This is a genomic window from Clostridium lundense DSM 17049 (assembly GCF_000619945.1).
Lineage (GTDB): Bacteria > Bacillota > Clostridia > Clostridiales > Clostridiaceae > Clostridium_AO > Clostridium_AO lundense.
Window position 1 is genome coordinate 264,451 of record NZ_KK211043.1, and the last position, 23,459, is coordinate 287,909.

Consider the following 23,459-nt stretch of genomic DNA (forward strand, 5'->3'; position numbering starts at 1 on the left):
AATTAGGAGAGATGTAAATGAAAAAAGTAGAATTACTAGCCCCAGCAGGAAGTATGGAAAGTTTATATGCAGCAGTACAGGCAGGAGCAGATGCAGTATATTTAGGGGGAAGTAAATTTTCCGCTAGGGCATATGCTTCAAATTTTGATGATGAAAATATGAAAAAAGCAGTAGAGTATTGTCATGTTTATGGAGTAAAGGTCTATATAACTTTAAATACTCTTTTAAAAGAAAAAGAAATAGAAGAAGCATTACAATATGCTAAGTTTTTATATAAGATAGGAGTAGATGGTTTAATAATTCAGGATACAGGATTGGTATATCTTTTAAGAGAACAAGTACCTGAACTTGAACTTCATGCTTCAACTCAAATGACTGTACATAATATAGAAGGAGCTAAATTATTAAAAGAATTAGGATTTAAAAGAATAGTTCTTTCTAGAGAATTATCTTTAGAAGAAATAAAAAACATATCTAATGAATTAGGAGTAGAAACAGAAATATTTGTTCATGGAGCACTTTGTATATGCTATTCTGGACAGTGTCTTATGAGCAGTATCATAGGTGGAAGAAGCGGAAATAGAGGAAGATGTGCTCAGCCTTGTAGGTTGCCATATACACTTTTGAATAAAACCTGTGGCATTGAAAAAAAGGGATATCTGTTAAGTCCTAAGGACATAAGCACTTTAGAAAATATTGAAGATATAATTTTAAGCCGTGCTTCTTCACTTAAAATAGAAGGACGTATGAAAAGACCAGAATATGTGGCAGGAGTAGTAGAAATATATAGAAAAGCTATTGATAGTTTAGAAGAAAAAATAGAAGATAATAAATTTGAGCATAAAAAAGAAAGTAAAAAACTTCTTCAGTTATTTAATAGAGAGGGTTTTTCAAAAGCTTATCTTTATGGAAATGTTGGGAAGGATATGATGGCATATTCTTTTCCTAAAAATACAGGACTCTTTCTTGGAAAGGTGAATAAGGATTTAACAATAACCTTGGAAGAAGAGATAAATTTAAAAGATGGAGTAAGAAATAAAGAAAAAGGTTTTACTGTATCTAAAATAATTAAAAATAATAAAGAAGTAGAAAATGGATTTAAAGGAGATAGAGTTAAACTATATCCTGTAAATTATAGTTTTGGTGATGAATTATTTAAAACTTCAGATATAAGTCTATTAAAAGAATATGAAAAATATTATATGAATCCTTATAATAAAAAGGTTAATTTGAATATAGAAATTAATTTTAAAGTAGATTCTCCTATAACTATTTCTACAAATATCAATGGAAAAGATATATTAGTAGAGGGAGATATAGTTCAAAAGGCTATAAAGAGACCGTTAGAAAAGAGCAAGATAGAAGAAAACTTAAATAAAACAGGAGATACACCTTTTAAATTCGAAAGTATAATTTTTAGGAAATACGAAGAAGGCTTCTTGCCAGTATCTTCTATAAATGATATAAGAAGAAGACTTTTATTAATGGTAGAAGAAGAAGTTTTAAGTAAATGGAATAGAGAAGTAAAAACTGTTTTAAAAGAAGAGAAAGTAGAAAAGTATAATAAAATAAAAGGAAATATACCTGAATGCTTAGTTTACATTACTACAAAAGAACAGTTAAAGGCAGCATGTGATTGTGGTATAGTAAATATATGTTTTAATCCTTTTATGAGAAAAAATCAAGTTTCTATAGAAGAACTTAAGGATAAAAATTTAAATATATATCTTAAAATACCTAATATTATAAAGCAGGAATTTAAAACTATAAAGAAATTCATAGAAAATAATGCAAAATATATTAGTGGAATAGTTACTGCTAATTTAGGTATTATAAATGAATTTAAAGAACAAGTTACTATAATAGGTGACTATAAATTAAATATGTTTAATAGTTATTCCATAAATTTTTATGAAGATATATTAAGTGGAAATTGTTTAAGTGTAGAATTAAATAAAAAAGAGATAGAAAATGTATTGAAGAATAATAAGAATAATATTCAAAATTTAGTTTATGGAAAAATAGAAGTTATGGTAAGTGAGTATTGTCCTATTGGAAGCAATTTTGGAGGAAAATGTAAAGATAAGGAATGCAATGGATACTGCAAAGGTAAGGATTTTCAACTAATTGATAGAATGGATGAGAGGTTTTCTGTATTAACAGATAATTTTTGCAGAAGTTATGTTTATAACTCTGTGCCTTTAAACCTTATACCGAATATAAATGAGTTGGAAAATATGGGTATAAGTTCTTTTAGATTAGATTTTATAGATGAGAATTATGACAATACTTTGGATATATTAAGGGCCTTTACTAAGAAAAGTTTCACCAAAGATTTTAATAATTTTACTAGGGGCCATTATAAACGAGGAGTAGAGTAACTAAAAAAGGTGGTTGAGAGAATTGAACGAAAGAGCATTGAGAGTTTTAGAATTTAATAAAATAAAGGAAATGGTAAAAAGTTATACTAGCACAGAAGCTGCTAAGGACTTAATAGAAGATTTAAAACCTTATGATAATATATATGAAGTTAAGGAACATCTGGAGGAAACTAAGGAAGCTCTTAATTTATTAACTAAAAAGGGAGCGCCTCCTTTTGAAGGAGTTTATGATATAAGAGAAGGAGTAAAAAGAGCAGAAAAAGGTTTTTCTCTTATGCCAGGACAGTTATTAAGAATTGCTACAATGTTAAGATGTGCTAGAAGATTTAAAGAGTATATAGATCATAAAGATGAGGAAGAAAGTTATAAGGTTATTGAGGATATATGTGAAGGAATAGTACCGCTTAAAACATTAGAAGATAATATTTTTAATGCTATTGTAAGTGAAGAAGAAATATCTGATAGAGCCAGTAGTGCATTATATAATATAAGAAGGGCTCTTAAGGATAAGAATACTTCTGTAAGGGATAAGGTTAATGCTCTTATGAGAAACTATGCTCCATATCTACAAGAAAGCATATATACAATTAGAGGAGAAAGATATGTTTTACCTGTAAGAGCAGAACATAAGGGGTCAGTGCCAGGACTTGTTCATGACCAGAGTTCTTCAGGGGCAACTTTATTTATTGAACCTATGAGTCTTGTAAATTTAAACAATGAGATAAAAGAATTAATGTTAAAGGAAAAAGCAGAAATTGAAAGAATTTTACAAGAACTTTCAGAGAGAATATATGACAATATTATAGCTGTAAGAAATAATGCTAATATAGTGTGGGAGTTAGACTTTATATTTGCTAAGGCTAAATTTGCTAGTGGCTTAAATTGTATATGCCCTAGTGTAAATGATGAAGGAATAATTGATATAGTAGAAGGTAAGCATCCACTTATTGACCCTAAAGTTGTGGTACCTTTAAATATATACTTAGGGAGAGATTTTACTTCTTTAATTATTACAGGACCTAATACTGGTGGTAAAACTGTTTCATTAAAAACAGTAGGTCTATTACATATTATGGCTATGAGTGGGTTAATGATTCCTGCAAGAGAAAATTCTACAGTTAGTTTCTTTAAAGAAGTTTTTGCAGATATAGGAGATGAACAGAGTATTGAGCAAAGTTTGTCTACTTTCTCATCTCATATGACTAATATAGTAGATATCATTAAAAAGGCAGATGAAAATTCTTTAGTATTATTCGATGAATTGGGTGCAGGTACTGATCCTACAGAAGGAGCGGCACTAGCAGTATCTATTCTTGAAAATTTAAAGAAGAGAAAAGTAAAGATAATGGCTACAACTCACTATAGTGAGCTTAAAGGATATGCTTTAAAAACAGAAGGAGTAGAAAATGCTTCAGTAGAATTTGATGTGGAAACATTGAGACCAACCTATAGATTACTTATAGGTGTACCAGGAAAGTCCAACGCATTTGAAATATCAAAGAGATTAGGATTACCAGAATATATTATAGAAGATGCAAAGGAAAGCATATCAAGCGAAAGTTTAAGATTTGAAGACTTAATTCAGAGTCTTCAGGAGAAAAGTATTAAGGCATCAGAAGATGCAAGAAAATCTGAAATGTTTAAAATTGAAGCAAGTAGTTTAAAGGATAAATATGAAGAAAAATTATATGGTTTGGAAAAAACAAGAGAAAAGCTTTTAATAGAGGCACAAAAAGAAGGAAAAAGATTAATTAAAGAAGCAAAAGAAGAAGCAGATAACATTTTGAAAAATATAAGAGATTTAGAAAGAATGGGATATTCCTCTGATGTAAGACAAAAATTAGAGGAGGAAAGAAGAAAACTTAAAAATAAGTTAGATAAACTCGAGGAAGAAACAGAGAAGAAGCAAAAGGATAAGGGAGAAAAAATAGAAGAAGTAAAATTAGGTGAAGAAGTTTATCTTCCAAAGTTAAATCAAAATGTAGTAATCTTATCAAAGCCTGACAATAAGGGTGAAGTGCAAGTTCAAGCTGGAATAATGAAAATTAGTGTTAAACTTGATGACTTGAGAGTATCTAACAAATCAAAAGAAGAAAATAAGAAAGCTAAAAAAAGAGAAGCAAAATTAAATTTAAGAATGGTTGACTCTTCTATAGATTTAAGAGGAATGGACGCTGAAGAAGCTATTTATTCTACAGATAAATATTTAGATGAGGCCTATATGGCAGGGTTAAAGCTGGTAACAGTTATACATGGAAAAGGCACAGGTATACTTAGAAAAGCTATAAACGATATGCTAAAGAGACATAGCCATGTAAAAACTTATAGATTAGGTGAATATGGAGAAGGCGGCAGTGGTGTAACAGTAGTAGAGTTAAAATAGTTAATTATAATTGATAGAGGGTGTTTTTATTGATAATAGTTAGTGCTTGCCTATGTGGAGTGAATTGCAAATATAGTGGGGGAAACAACTTAAATAATGATATACTAAAATTATTTAAAGAGGGAAAGGCTATATTAGTATGTCCAGAGCAGTTAGGTGGTTTAGAAACTCCAAGGGAACCTCATGAAATTTTACAGGGTACAGGTGAAAGTGTACTAAGCGGTACAGGTAAAGTGATAAGCAAAAAAGGTAAGAATTCCACAGATAACTTTGTAAAAGGAGCTTATGAAACTTTAAAAATAGCACAAAGTTGTAATGCTAAAGTAGCAATACTAAAGGCGAAAAGCCCTTCTTGTGGATGTGGAATCATTTATGATGGAACTTTTTCTGGAAATAAAAAAGAGGGAAATGGTGTTACAGCAGAACTATTAATTAAAAATGGTATTAAGGTTTATACAGAGGAAAATTTTAAGGATAAAAACTTTTAGAGAAGTTTAATGGGGTGAAGAGTCATTGTCGATTTACATGGATGTACCAAAGGAAATAGAAGAAAAAATTTCTCCATATATACAAAAAGGTGAAAATATAAAATTCATAAATATTAAGTATAATGATAAGATTTATAAGGAAATACAATTTAGGAAAAAGGCTTTTGGAAGAGGAAATTATATATTAAAGGGAATTTTATATCTTTCAGAAGAAAATGAAGTAGTTAAAAGTGGACCTATAGTACAAGAGTTGGGAAAGCTATCCTTTCATTATAAAAATATATTTGACAGAGATAATAGATTTTCCTTAATATCTACGCATGAAGATGAAGGAGCTATTAAAAGACAAGAAGATGACTTCCAAAAGGCTATTAATGCTATAAATCTTTTAAAGGATGATATTAACTTTGACATTGAAAAAATGAAAAGTATTATTCAAAAAGTTATTTCTATAAGAAAACAAAAGAATGAGAGCATTGAAAAAATTATAAAATTAGAAGAAGTATTGAAAAGTAAAAACTATGTTTTTGGTGAAGAAATGTTTTCAAAATCTTATTCTATTTTTGAAGATATACTAAGGGAAAATTTTAAAAGTATTAGATTAATATATTCTACTAATGAATATTATGATGAAATCAAAAGAGAATGTACTAAGAAAAAGAGAGGACTTTCAATAAGATTTAATTTGAAAATAAAAGAGAGTTTTTACAAGTTGGATTATGTTCTAGGTTATTTTAAAAAAATAATAAAAACTTATAGTAATATAGTAGATTTTAATGAAAATAGTTATATTAAATTTATAAGAAATAAACATAATGAAATAATAAAAGAAAACTTAAATGGACTAAGAGGATAATATATAAATAATAAATAATAAGGAATGAAAATTGATAAACCATATGATTTTAAAAAATCATATGGTTTATCAATAATCTGAGCTTACTTTAAGAATTAAGAGCTTTTCTTACAAGAAAAGCATCTTTATCTGTACTCTGTTATCTGTCATCTGTACCCTGAAAAAGTGCCTTGCACTTTTTATTTTACTACTTTTATATAATTAACCTCGGGATCTTCTGTACCTTGAACATAAAGACCAGTTTCTTTTAATCTTTGAACATAGTCTATTATTTCATTAGTTATTGTTTCACCAGGACAAAGTATTGGAATTCCTGGTGGGTATGCCATTAAGAATTCTCCACTGATTTTTCCTATACTTTCTTTTAATGATACACAAACTTTTTCGCTATTAAAAGCTTCTCTAGGAATTTTAACCTGACTTGGTATATTAGGAATATCAATAAAGTCAGCTTTTTTATTTCCTTTACCATAAAAGTCTTGACTAATTTCTTTTAATGCTTTTAATAAGGCATCAATATTTTCTTTAGTATCTCCAAAGGAGCCTACTGCTAATACATTATATAGATCAGACATCTCCATTTGAATATGATATTTATTAGATAAAATCATATCTAAATCGTATCCTGTTATGCCTAAGTCTCTACAAGTTATAGTTATTTTAGTAGGATCAAGTGCATATACACCAGGTTCTCCTAAAATTTCTTCACCAAAACAATAAAAACCAGGAATTTTATTTATCTCTTCACGTGCATAATTTGCTAATGAAATAGCCTTGTCTAATAGTTCACGTCCATGAAGGGCTATCTGTCTTCTTGCACAATCTAAGGATGCCATTAAAATATAAGAAGGTGATGTGGTTTGCAATAAATTTAATATTTGCTGTACCCTATGAACATCAACTCTTTTGGAACGAACTTGAAGTAGTGAACATTGAGTTAAAGCACCTATAATTTTATGAGTACTTTGAGCACAAATATCAGCTCCAGCTTCCATTCCGGACATTGGTAATTTAGCATTAAAGCCAAGATGTGGACCATGAGCTTCGTCAACTATTAATGGTATATCATAACTGTGAACTATATCAGCTATTCTTTTTATATCTGTAGCAACACCATAATAAGTTGGATTTATAATTAACACTGCTTTAGCATCTGGATTAGCTTTTAAAGTTTTCTCTACGGTTTCAGGAGTTACTCCATGAGCAATACCTACCCTTTTGTCCAACTCTGGCTGCATATAAACAGGAGTTGCTCCGCTTAAAATTACTCCAGCAGTTACAGATTTATGAACATTTCTTGGAATAATTATTTTGTCACCAGCACTAACTACAGACATAATCATTGCCTGAATAGCACCAGAAGTACCATGAATAGAGAAAAAGGTAGCATCTGCACCATAAGCATCAGCAGCTAGTTGTTGCGCTTTTTTTATAGGACCTGTAGGATGATGTAAACTGTCTACTAATTTAAAAACAGTAACATCAATTTTAAAAGGATTTTCTCCTATAAAACTTCTAAATTCTTCATCCATTCCTTCTCCTTTTTTATGACCAGGTACGTGAAAAGGAATAGTTTCTCTATCAACATATTCTTTTAAAGCATCGAATAATGGAGTTTCATTTTGATCTAATTTATACACCTTGATAAACACCTTCTTTCACAAATTTATACCCGTGAAACTATGAAAAATCAATGGTTCCCGTGGACTTTGTCTTAAAACAATATCATTATAAAGTAAATGTTAGGTAATTGCAATATATATTAGAAATATTTTTTACTATAGGAATCTTAAATGATAAATAACAAAAATTTCCGAAAAGTTAAGCAGAATTTTAATTTTATATTTTTCGTAATATTAATAGAGAAAAATTATCTATATCTATTATTTATTATTTATTTTTTATTATTTATAAATTACTATACTTTAGTGTATGTATTATTGATTTTTTTATATATTTATTAATAAAATATTTATGTAGGTTTTTGTAAGGTATATTATATTTGTAGATTTTTACAATATAACCATAGTATAATATGTTTATGCATATATAAATGTTAACTGTAAGGGGGATATAAAATGAATTATAAAGACAAATATTTTCTTTGGTTAAATTCACAATTTGTAGATGAAGATTCAAAAAGAGAATTAAATAATATTTCTGATGAAAAGGAAATTGAGGATAGGTTTTATAGAGAATTAGAATTTGGAACTGGTGGACTAAGAGGTATAATAGGTGTTGGTAGTAATAGAATGAATATTTATACTGTAGGAAAAGCTACTCAAGGTTTAGCAGATTATTTAAATTATCAGTATGAAAACAACACATCTGTTGCTATAGCTTATGATTCTAGAATAATGTCTAAAGAATTTGCTCAGGCTGCTGCAGAAGTATTAGCTGCTAATGGGATAAAAGTAAATATATTTGACTCTTTACGTCCTACACCAATGCTTTCTTATAGTGTTAGGCATTTAGGCTGTAGTGCAGGTATTTGCATAACTGCATCTCATAATCCAAAGGAGTACAATGGATATAAGGTCTATGGAGAAGATGGAGGACAAATAACTGATGAATGTGCTAAAAACATATTAAGTTGTATAAAAAATGTGGAAGAATTTAATTCAGTAAAAAAAATAAAATTTCAGAACGGAATGGAAAATGGTTTAATAAGTTATATAAAGGATGAAGTAGAAAAAGCTTATTATGATAGAGTAAAAGGCTTAGTAATAAGAAAAGATATGGTAAAGAATCATGCTGAGGATTTAAAAATAATATATACACCTATACATGGAAGTGGTAATATACCTGTTAGAAGAGTATTAGGTGAATTAGGATATAAAAATGTATTTGTAGTTAAAGAACAAGAATTACCTGATGGAAGCTTTAAAACAGCTCCTTATCCTAATCCAGAAATGCCTGAAGTGTTTAATTTAGCTTTAAAAATGGCAGAAAAAGTAAAACCGGATATTATATTTGGTACTGACCCAGATTGTGATAGAATAGGAGTTGTTGTAAAGGATAATGAGGGCATATATAGGGTACTTACAGGCAATGAAATGGGAACTTTGTTAACCCATTATATTTTAATGTCCATGAAAGAGAATAATTCTATACCTAAAAATGGTGTAGTAATAAAAACTATTGTTACTACAGATATGGCAAAGAAAATATGTGAAGATTTTGGTGTCCATATGTTGGAGGTATTAACTGGCTTTAAATATATAGGAGAAAAGATAAAGGAATTTGAAGAAAATAAAGATTATAAATACATTTTTGGGTTTGAAGAAAGTTATGGATATTTAATGGGGGACTTTGTAAGAGATAAAGATGCTGTAATAGGGGCTAATATTATTTGTGAAATGGCTTTATATTATAAAAAATTAGGTATGAATTTATATGATGCTTTAATTAATATTTATAATAAATATGGATTTTATAAAGAGGAATTAGTTTCAATAGAATCGAAAGGTGTAGAAGGAAAAGAAAAAATAGATAAAATACTACATTATTTTAGACATTCTATGGCAACTTCATTAAATGGACATAAAATTATTAGAAAGATTGACTATAAATTAGGAATAGATAAGAATATTTTAAATATAGAAGAAAGTCCTACTGAATTACCTAAATCTAATGTTATTAAATTTATATTTGAGGATAATTCTTGGTTTGTAGTAAGACCATCAGGAACTGAACCTAAAATCAAAGTTTATTTCTCTGTAATTGGTTCTACCAAAGAGGATGCAGAAAATGAAATGAATAGCTTTAAGGAAGCTGTAATGGCAATAATGAAAATAGACTAAAACATTAACTGTTACTAAAGAATAGGAGAGGATTGCATATTGGATATTAAATCACGTTTTTCAGAAAAATTATCCCAGTTATTATTTTTAGAAATTGATGAAAAAAAGGTTAAAAGTATATTTAAACTTCAGACGGATGAAGGAATATATATACCAATTAAATCTGAGGATATAATTAACAAAATAAAATCAGGGGAGCAGATGGATAATATACCTGTTAGCTATTTTATAGAATCTATGTTTTTTGTTATGGGTGCAGATAAAGAATTTAGATTTAATGATTTTTATAAAAAGATAATATTAAATATACCTGAAAGTATCAAATTTATAAAAGGAAAAATATATAAAGCTGTTGATAGTAATCAATATGAAGATGCTTATATAATGTTAAAAGGATTAATAGAAATTGAAAAAAATGAAGAAAATTATAGCAAATTAATAATGCTGGGAGATAAATTAAGGAGTTTGGATAAAGTATACAAAGAAGAAGAACTTAGTATTATAGAGGAAACTAAAGTGAATTTTCCACAGTATGAAATTCCTTATCTATATGAATGTTTAGTAAAGAAAGATGATAAAAAATATGATGAAGCTTTATTTGCACTAAATAATTATTTATCCAATGGTGGGGAAGAAACTGGTGATATTACAGAACTTAAAATATCATTAAGAAATGTAGTGAATTATGAAGAAGCAAAAGAGATACTTTATGATGATCCTAAGAAAGCATTGTCTCTTTTAATTCCATTATTGGATGAGTTTAATGATGATGCAGTATTATATTATTATATTGCTATAGCTTATAGAATTCTAGAGAATTATGAAAAGGCAATATATTATTTAATGGAGGCTGTTAATATAGATAGTAATATGCCCGAAATTGTAAATGAGTTAGGTATTAACTATGCTTCACTTGGAAATTTTGAAAAAGCTATAGAATTTTTAAGAAAGGCTTTTGAAGTTACAAAGTCAGTAGAAATTTGTACCAATATTATAATGTGTTATATAAATTGTGGAAAAATAGAGGAAGGTAAAAAACATTTAGAAATTGCTAAAAAGTTAGATCCAAAAGATGAAATAGTAATTCAATTGGACAATATTTTAAACAGTAATAAAAGTTAAAAGGAATTTAAAGTAAAGTATAATATTAATAGCATTGTATACATTATATATGGATAATACTGTTGCTGGAAAGGAGAAAGTCTAATGAAAGTTAAGAAAGCTATAATACCCGCAGCGGGATTAGGAACGAGATTTTTACCAGCTACTAAAGCTCAACCTAAGGAAATGCTTCCTATAGTTGATAAACCAACTATACAGTACATAATAGAGGAAGCTGTAGCCTCAGGGATAGAAGAAATTTTAATTATAACAGGAAGAAATAAAAGAGCCATAGAAGATCATTTTGATAAATCCATAGAATTAGAACAGCAGTTGCAAGCAACAGGAAAAGAAGATTTATTAAATATGGTTGAAGACATCTCCAATATGGCAGATATCTATTATGTAAGACAAAAGGAACCTAGGGGGTTAGGGCATGCTATAAGCTGTGCTAGAACTTTTGTTGGAAATGAGCCCTTTGCAGTTATGCTTGGTGATGATGTTGTGGATAGTGAAGTGCCCTGCTTAAAACAATTAATTGATTGTTTCAATGAATATAAAACTACCATATTAGGTGTTCAGCAGGTTTCAAAAGAGGATGTGTATAAATATGGTATAGTAAAAGGAATGCATATAGAAGATAGGATTTATAAAGTAAAGGATCTAATTGAAAAACCAAAGGTTGAAGAGGCTCCATCTAATATTGCTATACTAGGAAGATACATTATAACACCTCAAATATTTGATGTACTTCAAAATACAAGCCCTGGTAAAGGTGGAGAAATTCAATTAACTGATGCATTAAGAACTTTAGTTAATCAAGAAGCAATATATGCTTATGAGTTTCAAGGAAGAAGATACGATGTAGGAGATAAATTGGGATTTTTACAGGCTACTGTAGAGTTTGCATTAAAAAGAGAAGATTTAAGAGAGCAATTTATGAATTATTTGTTAAAATTACAGGACAATATTTAAAATAAATACAGCTGAGATGCTTATGAAGAGATTAAGAAATTCAACCCCAGGCATTTATCAAGGGGTTGAATTTTTATTTAACATGTAAATACTCTATATTTTTTATGTCTTATATGTTAAACTTTTGTTATGTAAAAGGAAGCCTGCTTATTGAATATTTTCTTAAATGTTGTAAAATTATTAAAGTAACGTAATATTATTTTGTTTCTAGGATGTGATAATAATGGAAAAAGATAAAAAGCTAATATTATATGATGTTATATTAGTGGTTTTATCACTTTATGTAGCCTTGCTATTAAGATTAGATTTTAGAATACCAATAGAATATATGGAGTTTTTTAAGCTTTCGATTATCCCTGCGATTATTATAACTTTATTTTTCAATAAGATTTTTCATTTGTATGATAGTATATGGAAATATGCATCTATAGAAGAATTAATGTCTATAATTTATTCTATATCATTATCTAATGTAGTTATTTTAATGTATAGTTATTTTATAAACTATAGACTATTGGAAACAAGATATATTAGATTTCCTTATGGTGTGCATATAATATTTTGGTTGCTATCAGTAGTATCATTAGGGGGTACAAGATTCTTATATAGGGTTGTAGACGAAGTTAATACAGATAAAAATTCTGATAAAAAGAAGAAAAAATTATTGATAATAGGTGCAGGAGATGCAGCAGCACTACTTATAAAGGAAATTAAAAAAAGTAATAATTTAAACTATGATATAGTGGGATTAATAGATGATGACTTGCATAAGCGAGGCAAGCATATAAGTGGAGCTAAAGTAATTGGTGGAAGAGAAAGTATTGTAGGTATATGCGAAGAAAGAGGAGTGGAAGAAATAATTTTAGCTATTCCTTCAGCAGATGTATGGACTAAAAGAAGCATAATAAATATATGCAAAAATACTAATGCTAAATTAAAAACTCTTCCTGGTATCTATGAAATAATAGATAGCAAAGTTAGCATGAATAAAATCAGAGATGTAAATATAGAGGATTTATTAGGAAGAGAAGAAGTGAAATTAAATAGTGATAATATAAATAAGTACATTAAGGATAAAACTATCTTGGTTACCGGTGGAGGAGGTTCTATCGGGTCAGAGCTTTGTAGACAAATATCTAGATTTAATCCTAAAAAACTTCTTATATTAGATATATATGAAAACAATGCTTATGATCTACAAATGGAGTTAAACTATAATCATCCTAATTTGAACAAAGAAGTTATAATTGCTTCAATCAGAGATGAAAAAAGATTAAGTGATGTATTTGAAAAATATAAACCAGATGTAGTTTTCCATGCCGCAGCACATAAACATGTTCCACTTATGGAGGATAACCCAGTAGAAGCTATTAAAAATAATATAATTGGAACTTACAATGTAGTAAAATGTAGTCATGAATTTGGAGTGGAAAAGTTTGTACAGATAAGTACAGATAAGGCAGTAAATCCAACTAATGTTATGGGAGCTACCAAAAGATTTTGTGAAATAATAATACAGGCATTTGATACAATAAGTAATACAGAATATGTAGCGGTAAGATTTGGTAATGTTTTAGGAAGTAATGGCTCTGTTATACCATTATTTAAAAAGCAAATAGCTCATGGAGGACCTGTTACTGTAACGCATCCAGAAATTAATAGATATTTTATGACTATACCAGAAGCGGCTCAATTAGTTATACAAGCTGGAGCTATGGCTCATGGTGGAGAAATTTTCGTTTTAGATATGGGTGAGCCAGTGAAGATAGCAGATTTGGCTAAAGATTTAATAAGACTTTCAGGATATCAGCCTGATGTAGATATAAAAATTGAGTATACTGGATTAAGACCAGGGGAAAAATTATATGAAGAGCTATTAATGAATGAGATTGCATTGACTTCTACGGATCATGATAAGATATATATAGAAAAACCAGCGGATAACAGTATAGAATTTGTAGAAAAATCTATAAATGAATTTAGAGAAGTAATTTACAAAGATAAAGAAGAGATATTTAAATTGATTCAAAAGAAGGTTCCTACGTACACTAGAAAAATTAATTAAAGGAGAGAGATAATAAATGAAAGTAGACTTACTAGATTTAAAGGTACAGTATGGTAATATACAAAAGGAAATAGATAAAGCTATTAAAGACGTATTAGAATCTACTCATTTTATAATGGGACCTAATGTGAAAGAATTAGAAAAAGAAATTGCAGAATTTACAGGAGTAAAGCATGCTATAGCTGTAGCTAATGGTACAGATGCATTAATGCTTTCTCTAAAAGCTTTAGGAGTGGGACCAGGAGACGAAGTAATAACTACTCCATTCACTTTCTTTGCTTCAGCTGAGACAACTTCAGTATTAGGAGCAACACCTGTTTTTGTTGATATAGATAAAAACACTTTATGTATAGATCCAGATAAAATAGAAGAGAAAATAACAGAAAAGACAAAGGCTATAATTCCAGTACACATATTTGGACAAATGTGTAAGATGGATAAAATAATGGACATTGCAAATAAATATAATATACCTGTAATAGAAGATGCTTGCCAAGCTATAGGATCAGAATACAAAGGAAAGAAAGCAGGAAGCATAGGAAAAGCAGGAACTTATTCATTTTTTCCAACAAAGAACTTAGGCTGCTATGGAGATGGCGGTATGATAGTTACTAATGATGATGAACTAGCAGAAAAAATGAGATTATTAAGAGTTCATGGAAGTAAAAAGAAATATCATCATGAAGTAATAGGATATAATAGCAGATTAGATGAAATACAAGCAGCTATACTTAGAGTGAAATTAAGGTATTTAAGGGAATGGAATAAGTTAAGATATGAAAAAGCACATATTTATAATGAATTATTAAAAGATACAGATATTATTCTTCCATATGAAGATAAGGATTGTACACATATTTATCATCAATATGTTATTAGAACTAAGAATAGAGATGAATTTGTGGAATACTTAAAAGAAAATGGTGTTTCTACAGCGATTTATTATCCAGTACCTGTTCAAATGTTAGATGTATATAAATATTTAGGATACAAAGAAGGAGATTTACCTGTAGCAGAGGAAACTTGTAAATTAACTTTTGCACTACCTATGTACCCTGAAATTGAAAAAGATCAGCAGGAATATGTAGTTAATTGCATGAAAAAGTTTTTACAAAGATAATTATGTAAAAATATTATTAAATTTTAAATAAAATATAAAAAAGTTTGACCGAAATATTAACAAAGTGTATAATTTTATGTGGTTGTAAATCTATAAACCTAGGAGGTTGAAACAATGTCACAGATAAGAGACGAATTGATAAAAAAATTGGAGAATAAAACAGCTAAGCTTGGAGTAGTTGGACTTGGATATGTGGGATTACCACTAGCAGTAGAAAAGGCTAAAGCTGGCTATGAAGTTATAGGATTTGATGTTCAGGAAAAGAAAGTAGAATTAGTAAATAAAGGACATAATTATATAGGGGATGTAGTTGACACAGATTTAAAGGAAATAGTAGAAGCAGGAAAGTTAAGAGCTACTACTGATTTTAGCTTTGTAGGAGAAGTAGATGCTGTTTGTATAGCAGTTCCAACTCCGCTTGATATATATAAACAACCAGATTTATCTTATGTAGTAAATTCAACAAGAAGTGTGGCAAAGTATTTACACAGAGGAATGTTAGTAGTTCTAGAAAGTACAACATACCCAGGAACTACAGAGGAAGTGTTAAAACCAATACTTGAAGAAACTGGACTTAAATGTGGAGAAGATTTCTTTCTAGCATTTTCACCAGAAAGAGTTGACCCAGGTAATAAGCAATTTAAAACTAAAAATACACCAAAAGTAGTAGGAGGATGTACTCCAGAGTGTACAGAAGTAGCAGCTGCTTTATATAAAAGTGTATTACAAGGTGAAATACACACAGTATCATCACCAGCTATAGCAGAAATGGAAAAAATACTTGAAAACACATTTAGAAACATAAATATAGCTTTAGCAAATGAAATAGCTGTATTATGTAACAAAATGAATATAGATGTTTGGGAAGTAGTAGATGCAGCAAAAACTAAGCCTTATGGATTTATGGCATTTTACCCAGGTCCAGGTCTTGGTGGACACTGTATACCACTTGACCCATTTTATTTAGAGTGGAAAGCTAAAGAATATGATTTCCATACAAGTTTAATACAGACTTCTGGTAGAATTAATGACCAAATGCCAGAATATGTTGTTGACAATGTAATGAAATTATTAAATAAAGAAAAGAAAGCCATGAATGGTGCGAAAGTACTACTTATGGGTGTAGCATATAAAAATGATATAGATGATATGAGAGAGTCACCAGCACTAAAGGTAATAGAACATCTAGAAAAGAATGGTGCAGAAGTTGTAATTTGTGACCCATATATCCCTGAATTTGAGCATAAGGGAAAGAAATACTTTACAGTAGATTGGAAAGAAGTAATTGATGAAAGTGATATAGTAATCATTACTACTAACCATAGCAATATAGATTATGAAGCTTTAGCTGAGAAAGCTAAATTAATTTATGATACAAGAAATGCTACAAAAGAAGTTAAAAATAATAGAGAAAAAATATATAAACTTTAATTTTGAAGGATAAGCCGTTTTGGCTTATCCTATAATAAAATTATGAGGTGATTTTTTATGAAAAAGTTAAGATTTGCGATTATAGGTTGTGGAAGGATTTCATATAAACATGTAGAAGCTTTAATTGGTAATAAAGAAGATGCTTTACTAGTAGCTACTTGTGATATTATCAAGGAAAATGCTGAAGCTAAAAAGAACGAATACATAGAAAAAATGGAAAATTCATTAAATGTTGGTGTTTATACTGACTATAAAGAAATGTTAGAAAAAGAGGAAATAGATGTAGTAACTATAGCAACTGAAAGTGGATATCATCCAGAAATAGCAATATACTGCATGAATAAAGGAAAACATATTATAGTTGAAAAACCAATGGCTTTATCAATAAAAGATGCAGATGAAATGATCAAATGTGCTAAAGAAAACAATGTAAAACTATGTGTAAGCCATCAAAATAGATTTAATGATCCAATACAGAAATTAAGAGAAGCAGTAGAGTCAGATAGATTTGGAAGAATTATTAATGGTACTGCAAGAATACTTTGGAATAGAAATATGGGATATTATCAGCAGGCACCTTGGAGAGGAACTTGGGCATTAGATGGTGGAACTTTAATGAATCAGTGTATACATAATATAGATTTATTACAGTGGATGCTTGGTGGAGAAATAGATACAGTATATGCTCAATGTGATACTTTCTTAAGAGATATAGAAGCGGAAGATTTTGGAGCAATAGTTATAAGATTTAAAAATGGTGCTATTGGTATAGTTGAGGGAAGTGCTTGTGTATATCCAAAAAATTTAGAAGAAACTTTAAGTGTTTTTGGAGAAACAGGTGCTGTGTCAATAGGTGGACTTGCGGTAAATAAGATTGAAACATGGAGATTTGCTGATGGCAAGGATAATGAAGATGAAATATTAAAGGCACAAGGAGAAGACCCAGATACAGTTTATGGATTTGGTCATACAAACCTTTTCAGAGATATGATAGATGCTATAGAAAATAATAGAGAACCTTTAATAAGTGGAGAAGAAGGTAAAAAAGGTATGGCTATAATACTTGCTGCATATAAGTCAAGACTTACTGGTCAGCCTATTAAATTCCCATTAGAGAACTTCTCAACTATGGAAATGGTTAATGTAGATAAAATTCATAAATAGTAAGTAAAAGGAGAATAATTATGAATTATATATCGGAAAAAGCTAAGGTTGGTAAAAATGTTAGTATTGGAAGATTTGTTGTAATAGAAGATAATGTGGTTATCGGTGATAACTGCATTATTGCCAACAATGTAGTTATACATGAAGGTTCTGTGATAGGTAATAACGTTAGAATAGATGATAACACTGTTATAGGAAAACAACCTATGAGAGCAGTAAATAGCATATTTAAGGATGATAAAAAATTAGCTCCAGCTAAAATTGAAAATGAATGTTTAATAGGAGCAGGAGTGATAATATATGCTGGATGTATTATTAGAAACAAAACTTTAATTGCTGACTTGGCAGTTATTAGAGAAGATGTAACTATAGGTGAAAGAACTATAATAGGAAAAGGAGCTACAGTAGAAAATTACTGTAAAGTAGGCTCCAATTGTAAGATTCAAACTAATGTGTATTTAACAGCTTATTCAGAAGTAGAAGATAATGTGTTTATAGCACCTTGCGTAGTAACTTCTAATGATAATTACGCAGCTAGATCTAGAGAAAGATTTGGAAAGTTTAAAGGGGTTACTGTTAAAAAGGGTGGTAGAATAGGAGCAGGTGCTGTTATTTTACCAGGAAAAGTTATAGATGAAGATGGTTTTGTAGCAGCAGGAAGTGTACTTACAAAGGATGTAGAAAAAGAAAGCATAGTAGCTGGAAATCCTGCTAAACATTTAAGAAATGTGCCAGAAGATCAACTTTTGAAAAATCAATAAATTAGAAATAAAGGATGGAACTGTTTATGGAACTAAGGTGTAATAAAAACACAGCTGTATATTTAATACTAATGTTAGCATTAGTAGCAAATTATTTTATATTTCCTAGCTTAATAGTAGTACAATTATTTGCTGGTTTTTATCTTACTATAATATACAAAAAATTCGCAAATAATATTAAACATATGATATATTTTACAACTATATTATTTGCTATCATTAATTTTTCGCTAGAAATACCTTTAGGAAGTAGGTATTCTATATACTATTTTTATGTAACATTATTTATATACATGATATGTTTGCTATATAGTTTCATAAAAAATAATCCTAAAATTGAATTTGAAAAAATTAAAAATAATAAATATTTGATGTTTTTTATAGTATTTGTAGTGTATATGTTAGCAAGTGTTCTTTTAGCTGGGGATAAAAAGCTTGCTATAAAATATATCTATAATTTTGCAATAATGGCATCACTTTTAATAATGGTGATACTAGAGAATAGATCAAAAGAAATTATGAATAAGACCTTAAGATTTTTACAATATGTATATACGGGAATATTAGGGTTAGGAATATTAGAAATATTTGAAATAAGATATGGAACTAGAAATCACTTTGTAGAGTGGGATCCAATTGCAGCTCAAATAAGTTATGTGAAAAAAATACCAGTAGTATTTTTTTACAATCCTAATAATTATGCTGTTTTTTTAGTAATTGGAATGACTATATTGTTTTCAGCATGGCTATTTAGTAAAGATAAAAATAAAAAGATGATATATTTATTATTGTATTTTGTTAGCCAGGTTAATTTAATATTTACAAGATCAAGAACTGCATGGGTAACTATATTTATTACTTTATTGTTTGCTACTATTTTTTATGCTTTTGGCAAGAATAAAGACAAGGTTAAAACAAAAAAATTATTCGCATTAGGTACGATTACTATGGTGGTTTTTGTTGGAATATCTTTTATACCTAGTATGCAACCTTTTTACGGGAAGATAACTGGATCAAAATTATTAGGCAGATTAAATATATGGAATATGGAGTACCAACCTAGTGAAGAAGATGAGCAATTAATTCAATTAGGTAAGAAAGGTTCTACAAACCAAAGATATACACTTTTATATGATGTGGCTCATGGTGTTTTTGTAGAAAAGCATTTCTTGGGATTTGGACCTGGAAATATAGAAAAGTATGTAGAAAAGATGGATAATACCTTTGGGGTTGTTAATGTTCACTCTTTGTGGTTTGAAATTTTAGGTGATTTTGGAATACCTATATTTTTCTACGTAATATATATATATCTTGCTATGATTTTGGACAGTATAAAGGCATATTATCATGCTAATGAAGAATTGAAGAAATATTTAATAATGTTTGCTTCAACCTCATTCGGGGTTATATTCTTAGCATTTGCACCTAGTACTATTATGTGGTATCCTACATTTTGGATTGTGGTAGGAATGACGGTAACTTTAGCAATTAACAACAAAAAGTTTATTAAATATAGTTAGAAGTTGAGGTGCTATTTTAGTGAAAGTGTTAATATTAGCTACTTGGTATCCTGATAGTTTAAATCCCGTAAGTGGTATATTTGTAAAAGAACAAGTAAGAGCTTTAGTAGATGTAGGGATTAATCCTATAGTGTATTATCCTTATGATAAGAGTGTTGATAAAGGAAAGTGTATAAAAGTAATAGAGAATGGGGTAATTACTTATAGAGCTAATACTGATTATTTCAAGATAACTAAGCTATCAAGGCTATATAGCATAATAAAAGGAACTAAAATATTAAAGAAAATAGTAAAAGAGAATGGTATAGATTTAATACACAGTCATGTGTGTTATACAGGGGGATTTATAGCATGGCTATATAATAAATTTTATAAAATCCCTTATATAATAACGGAACATTCATCTAAAGTAAAAGAATTTGCTAGTAAAATATATAATAGACCATTATTTAGTTTATCATATAAAAATGCACAATGTGTTGTTACAGTAAGCTCTTATTTAGCTAAAGAGCTTACTAATTTAAATTTTAAATTTAAAAGCAAAGTGATAGGTAATGTAGTTGATACATCTATTTATAAATTAAATTCAAATAATAATAGTAAAAATAAAGAATTCAATATATTATTTGTAGGATTAATGGTTCAAAGTGAAGTTAAGGGATTACAATACTTTATACCAGCATTAGCTGATTTTATAAAGAATAATCCGGAGTATAAAATCAACCTTCATTTAGTTGGAGATGGACCTAAAAGAGAAAAATATGAAAATATGTGCAAGGAACTTAATATAGAGGATAATTGTAAGTTCTATGGTAGGGTAGAAAAAGAATTAATACCTGAATTCATAGAAAAAAATGATTTTTTAGTTTTACCTAGTGTTAAAGAAACTTTTGGAAGTGTATTGATAGAGGCAATGTCTGGTGGAAAGCCAGTATTGGCTACTAAATGTGGCGGACCTAATGAGTTTGTAGAAAATAATGTTGGGGTATTAGTAGAACCAAAAAATATAGAAGCTTTGGAAGATGGATTAAAAACTATTATTGAAAGATATGAAGAATTTCATTCAAATTACATAAGGGAATATGCTGATAATAACTTTAGCTATAGAGCAATTGGAGGAAAGTTAAAAGAATTATATGAGGAAGTTCTTAGTGAACATTAATTTGGTCATATATTTCCTTAAAAGGAGTGTAGTAATTTGCCAAATTGTATATTTCACATACCATATGAAGTTGATTTAAATTGGCCTTCAGCATCTCAGATTAGGCCAATGAGAATGTTACAGGCATTTAAGAACATTGGATATAATGTAGATGTGGTTATGGGATATGGTATAGAAAGAGAGAAGAGTATAAGTTTAATAGAAGATAAAATTAAAAGAGGAACAAAATATGATTTTTTATATTCGGAAAGTTCAACAGAACCAACCCTTTTAACAGAAAAGAATCATATTCCCAGCTTTCCATTTTTGGATTTTGGTTTTTTTAAGTTCTGCAAAAACAATGGTATAAAAATAGGATTGTTTTACAGAGACATACATTGGAGATTTGATCAGTATAAGAATACAGTATCACTACCTAAAAGGTTAGTTGCTTATACTTTCTATCACTATGACCTAAAAAAATATAACAAATTAATAGATGTATTTTATTTACCATCTCTAAAGATGTATGATTATGTACCAATAAAATTTAATGAAAAAGTTGAAGAATTGCCTCCTGCTATAGAGAAAGATAAATTAAAATATGAAAGTAATAAGGTAAATGAAGATACTAATAAAATAAATATATTTTATGTTGGAGGATTAAATTATCTTTATAACTTAAATTATTTATTCGAAGTAGTAAGGGATAATGAAGAGTTTAACTTAACGGTTTGTTGCAGAGAAAAAGAGTGGGAAAAGGCTGAACAAGAATATGGAAAATATCTTAATGATAGAATAAATATAGTACATAAATCAGGAGATGAATTAATCCCTTATTTTCAGCAGGCGGATATACTTAATCTTTTTGTAGAACCTCAAAAATATTGGGAATTTGCTATGCCTGTTAAATTGTTTGATTATCTAACTTATCAGAAGCCTATAATTGCAGTTAAGGGCACTTCCTCCGGAGAATTTGTAAGTAAAAATAATGTGGGATGGACTATAGAATACTCAAAAGATAGATTAAAAGAAACATTATTTCATATTCTCCAAAATTCTTATGAGTTAGAAGAAAAAATATATAATATAAAAATTATCCTTAATAATAATACATGGGAAGCGAGAGCTAAAAAAGTAGCTCACGATTTAAAAGGATAAATGTTGGAGGAATATATAATGAAAATATGTTATTTGTCTGATGCAAATAGTATACATACTAGAAAATGGTGTAACTTTTTTAAGAAAAAGGGATATGACATATATGTTATATCTTTAAACAAAGGTGAAATAGATGGGGTTAAGGTATTTAATCTAAATTATGACTTAGACGAAGTAAAAGGAAGCAGTTCACTAAAAAAATTAAAGTATGTGAATTCTTTTAGTAGAGTGAAGGAAATTATAAAAGAAATAAAGCCAGATATATTACATGCTCACTATGCAACAAGTTATGGATTATTAGGAGCATTGTGCAAATTTCACCCATATATATTATCTGTATGGGGAAGTGATGTATTTGATTTTCCAAATGAGGGAAAATTAAAGAAGCAGATGTTAAAATATAATTTGAGTAAAGCTGATAAAATATTATCTACAAGTAAAGTTATGGCTGTTGAAACAAATAAATATATAGATAAGGATATAGAAGTAACTCCTTTTGGAGTTGATTTAAATAGATTTATACCTTTTGATAATAAATATGAAGATAAAGATGAAATTGTAATAGGTTCTATTAAGACTTTAGAAGCAAAGTATGGAATGGAATATTTATTAAGAGGATTTGCAGAGGTTCAACATAAATATCCAGATAAGAAGTTGAAATTAGAGATAGCTGGTAAAGGTTCCCAGCAGGAATTTTTAGAGAACTTATCTAAGGAACTTGGAGTAGAAGATAGAGTTAAGTTTTTAGGATTCTTAAATGGAGATGAAGTAATAAAAGCCTTTAACAGATTTGATATAGCTGTTTTTCCATCAACTTTAGATAGTGAAAGTTTTGGTGTGGCAGCGGTTGAAGCACAAGCTTGTGGAACTCCAGTAATTGTTTCAAATGTCGGAGGACTTCCAGAGGCTACAAAACCAGATTCTTCAAGTTTATTAGTTAGAAAAAAGAATAGTAGCGACATAGCCAATGCTTTAGAAAAATTAATATTAGATAAAGACTTAAGAATTGCCATGGGCAAGAATGGAAGAAAATTTGTGGAAGAAAACTTTAATATAGAAGACAATTTTAATAAAGTAGATAAGATTTATTTAAACTATGCTAAATAGAT

Annotated in this window: 17 protein-coding genes; 16 read left to right on the plus strand and 1 reads right to left on the minus strand. The window is 28.8% G+C overall.

All coding sequences use genetic code 11. The features are described 5' to 3' along the window. Window positions 1-17: 17 nt before the first annotated feature. Genes T514_RS0123220 through T514_RS0123235 form a run of 4 tightly spaced genes read left to right on the plus strand, consistent with a single transcriptional unit; the run spans window position 18 to window position 6,108 of the window. On the plus strand, window positions 18-2,381 hold the full coding sequence (locus T514_RS0123220; protein WP_027626881.1) for a U32 family peptidase: 2,364 nt from the start codon (window positions 18-20) through the stop codon (window positions 2,379-2,381). Between the two features lie 22 nt (window positions 2,382-2,403). Then, window positions 2,404-4,764: an endonuclease MutS2 gene (locus T514_RS0123225; RefSeq protein WP_027626882.1), complete on the plus strand. Its 2,361-nt coding sequence runs from the start codon at window positions 2,404-2,406 to the stop codon at window positions 4,762-4,764. 29 nt (window positions 4,765-4,793) lie between these two features. Beyond that, window positions 4,794-5,252, plus strand: coding sequence for a 2-thiouracil desulfurase family protein (locus tag T514_RS0123230; protein WP_027626883.1), 459 nt, complete (start codon window positions 4,794-4,796; stop codon window positions 5,250-5,252). Window positions 5,253-5,289: 37 nt separating this feature from the next. After that, complete coding sequence (locus T514_RS0123235; protein WP_027626884.1) at window positions 5,290-6,108, plus strand: hypothetical protein; 819 nt, start codon at window positions 5,290-5,292, stop codon at window positions 6,106-6,108. 179 nt (window positions 6,109-6,287) lie between these two features. Here the strand turns inward: T514_RS0123235 and T514_RS0123240 are convergent, their stop codons facing one another. Continuing rightward, on the minus strand, window positions 6,288-7,748 hold the full coding sequence (locus T514_RS0123240) for an aminotransferase class I/II-fold pyridoxal phosphate-dependent enzyme (protein ID WP_027626885.1): 1,461 nt from the start codon (window positions 7,746-7,748) through the stop codon (window positions 6,288-6,290). A 438-nt stretch (window positions 7,749-8,186) separates the two neighbouring features. On the opposite strand from T514_RS0123240, the gene T514_RS0123245 reads away from it, so the two are divergent. The 12 genes from T514_RS0123245 (at window position 8,187) to T514_RS0123300 (ending at window position 23,457) form a co-directional block, all read left to right on the plus strand. Beyond that, a complete protein-coding gene (locus T514_RS0123245) occupies window positions 8,187-9,911 on the plus strand; it encodes a phospho-sugar mutase (protein WP_027626886.1) in 1,725 nt (574 codons plus the stop codon). 39 nt (window positions 9,912-9,950) lie between these two features. Further along, the gene (locus T514_RS0123250) at window positions 9,951-11,033 is read left to right on the plus strand and encodes a tetratricopeptide repeat protein (protein WP_027626887.1); all 1,083 of its coding nucleotides are present in this window, start codon (window positions 9,951-9,953) and stop codon (window positions 11,031-11,033) included. A gap of 84 nt (window positions 11,034-11,117) precedes the next feature. Next, window positions 11,118-11,987 carry a UTP--glucose-1-phosphate uridylyltransferase GalU gene (galU, locus tag T514_RS0123255; RefSeq protein WP_027626888.1) on the plus strand — a complete coding sequence of 290 codons (870 nt, stop codon included), beginning with the start codon at window positions 11,118-11,120 and terminating at the stop codon, window positions 11,985-11,987. A gap of 223 nt (window positions 11,988-12,210) precedes the next feature. Beyond that, entirely contained in the window at window positions 12,211-14,052 is a 1,842-nt protein-coding gene (locus tag T514_RS0123260; RefSeq protein ID WP_027626889.1) for a polysaccharide biosynthesis protein, read from the plus strand. Window positions 14,053-14,068: 16 nt separating this feature from the next. Then, the gene (locus T514_RS0123265; RefSeq protein WP_027626890.1) at window positions 14,069-15,172 is read left to right on the plus strand and encodes a DegT/DnrJ/EryC1/StrS family aminotransferase; all 1,104 of its coding nucleotides are present in this window, start codon (window positions 14,069-14,071) and stop codon (window positions 15,170-15,172) included. Window positions 15,173-15,286: 114 nt separating this feature from the next. Beyond that, window positions 15,287-16,603: a nucleotide sugar dehydrogenase gene (locus tag T514_RS0123270; RefSeq protein ID WP_027626891.1), complete on the plus strand. Its 1,317-nt coding sequence runs from the start codon at window positions 15,287-15,289 to the stop codon at window positions 16,601-16,603. A gap of 57 nt (window positions 16,604-16,660) precedes the next feature. Further along, window positions 16,661-17,767: a Gfo/Idh/MocA family protein gene (locus T514_RS0123275; protein ID WP_027626892.1), complete on the plus strand. Its 1,107-nt coding sequence runs from the start codon at window positions 16,661-16,663 to the stop codon at window positions 17,765-17,767. A gap of 20 nt (window positions 17,768-17,787) precedes the next feature. Then, window positions 17,788-18,528, plus strand: coding sequence for an acyltransferase (locus tag T514_RS0123280; protein ID WP_034870099.1), 741 nt, complete (start codon window positions 17,788-17,790; stop codon window positions 18,526-18,528). A 26-nt stretch (window positions 18,529-18,554) separates the two neighbouring features. After that, a complete protein-coding gene (locus T514_RS0123285) occupies window positions 18,555-20,048 on the plus strand; it encodes an O-antigen ligase family protein (protein ID WP_027626894.1) in 1,494 nt (497 codons plus the stop codon). Window positions 20,049-20,067: 19 nt separating this feature from the next. Continuing rightward, window positions 20,068-21,210 carry a glycosyltransferase family 4 protein gene (locus tag T514_RS0123290; RefSeq protein WP_027626895.1) on the plus strand — a complete coding sequence of 381 codons (1,143 nt, stop codon included), beginning with the start codon at window positions 20,068-20,070 and terminating at the stop codon, window positions 21,208-21,210. Window positions 21,211-21,246: 36 nt separating this feature from the next. Continuing rightward, entirely contained in the window at window positions 21,247-22,350 is a 1,104-nt protein-coding gene (locus tag T514_RS0123295) for a glycosyltransferase (RefSeq protein WP_027626896.1), read from the plus strand. A gap of 18 nt (window positions 22,351-22,368) precedes the next feature. Beyond that, entirely contained in the window at window positions 22,369-23,457 is a 1,089-nt protein-coding gene (locus T514_RS0123300) for a glycosyltransferase (protein ID WP_027626897.1), read from the plus strand. Window positions 23,458-23,459 lie beyond the last annotated feature (2 nt).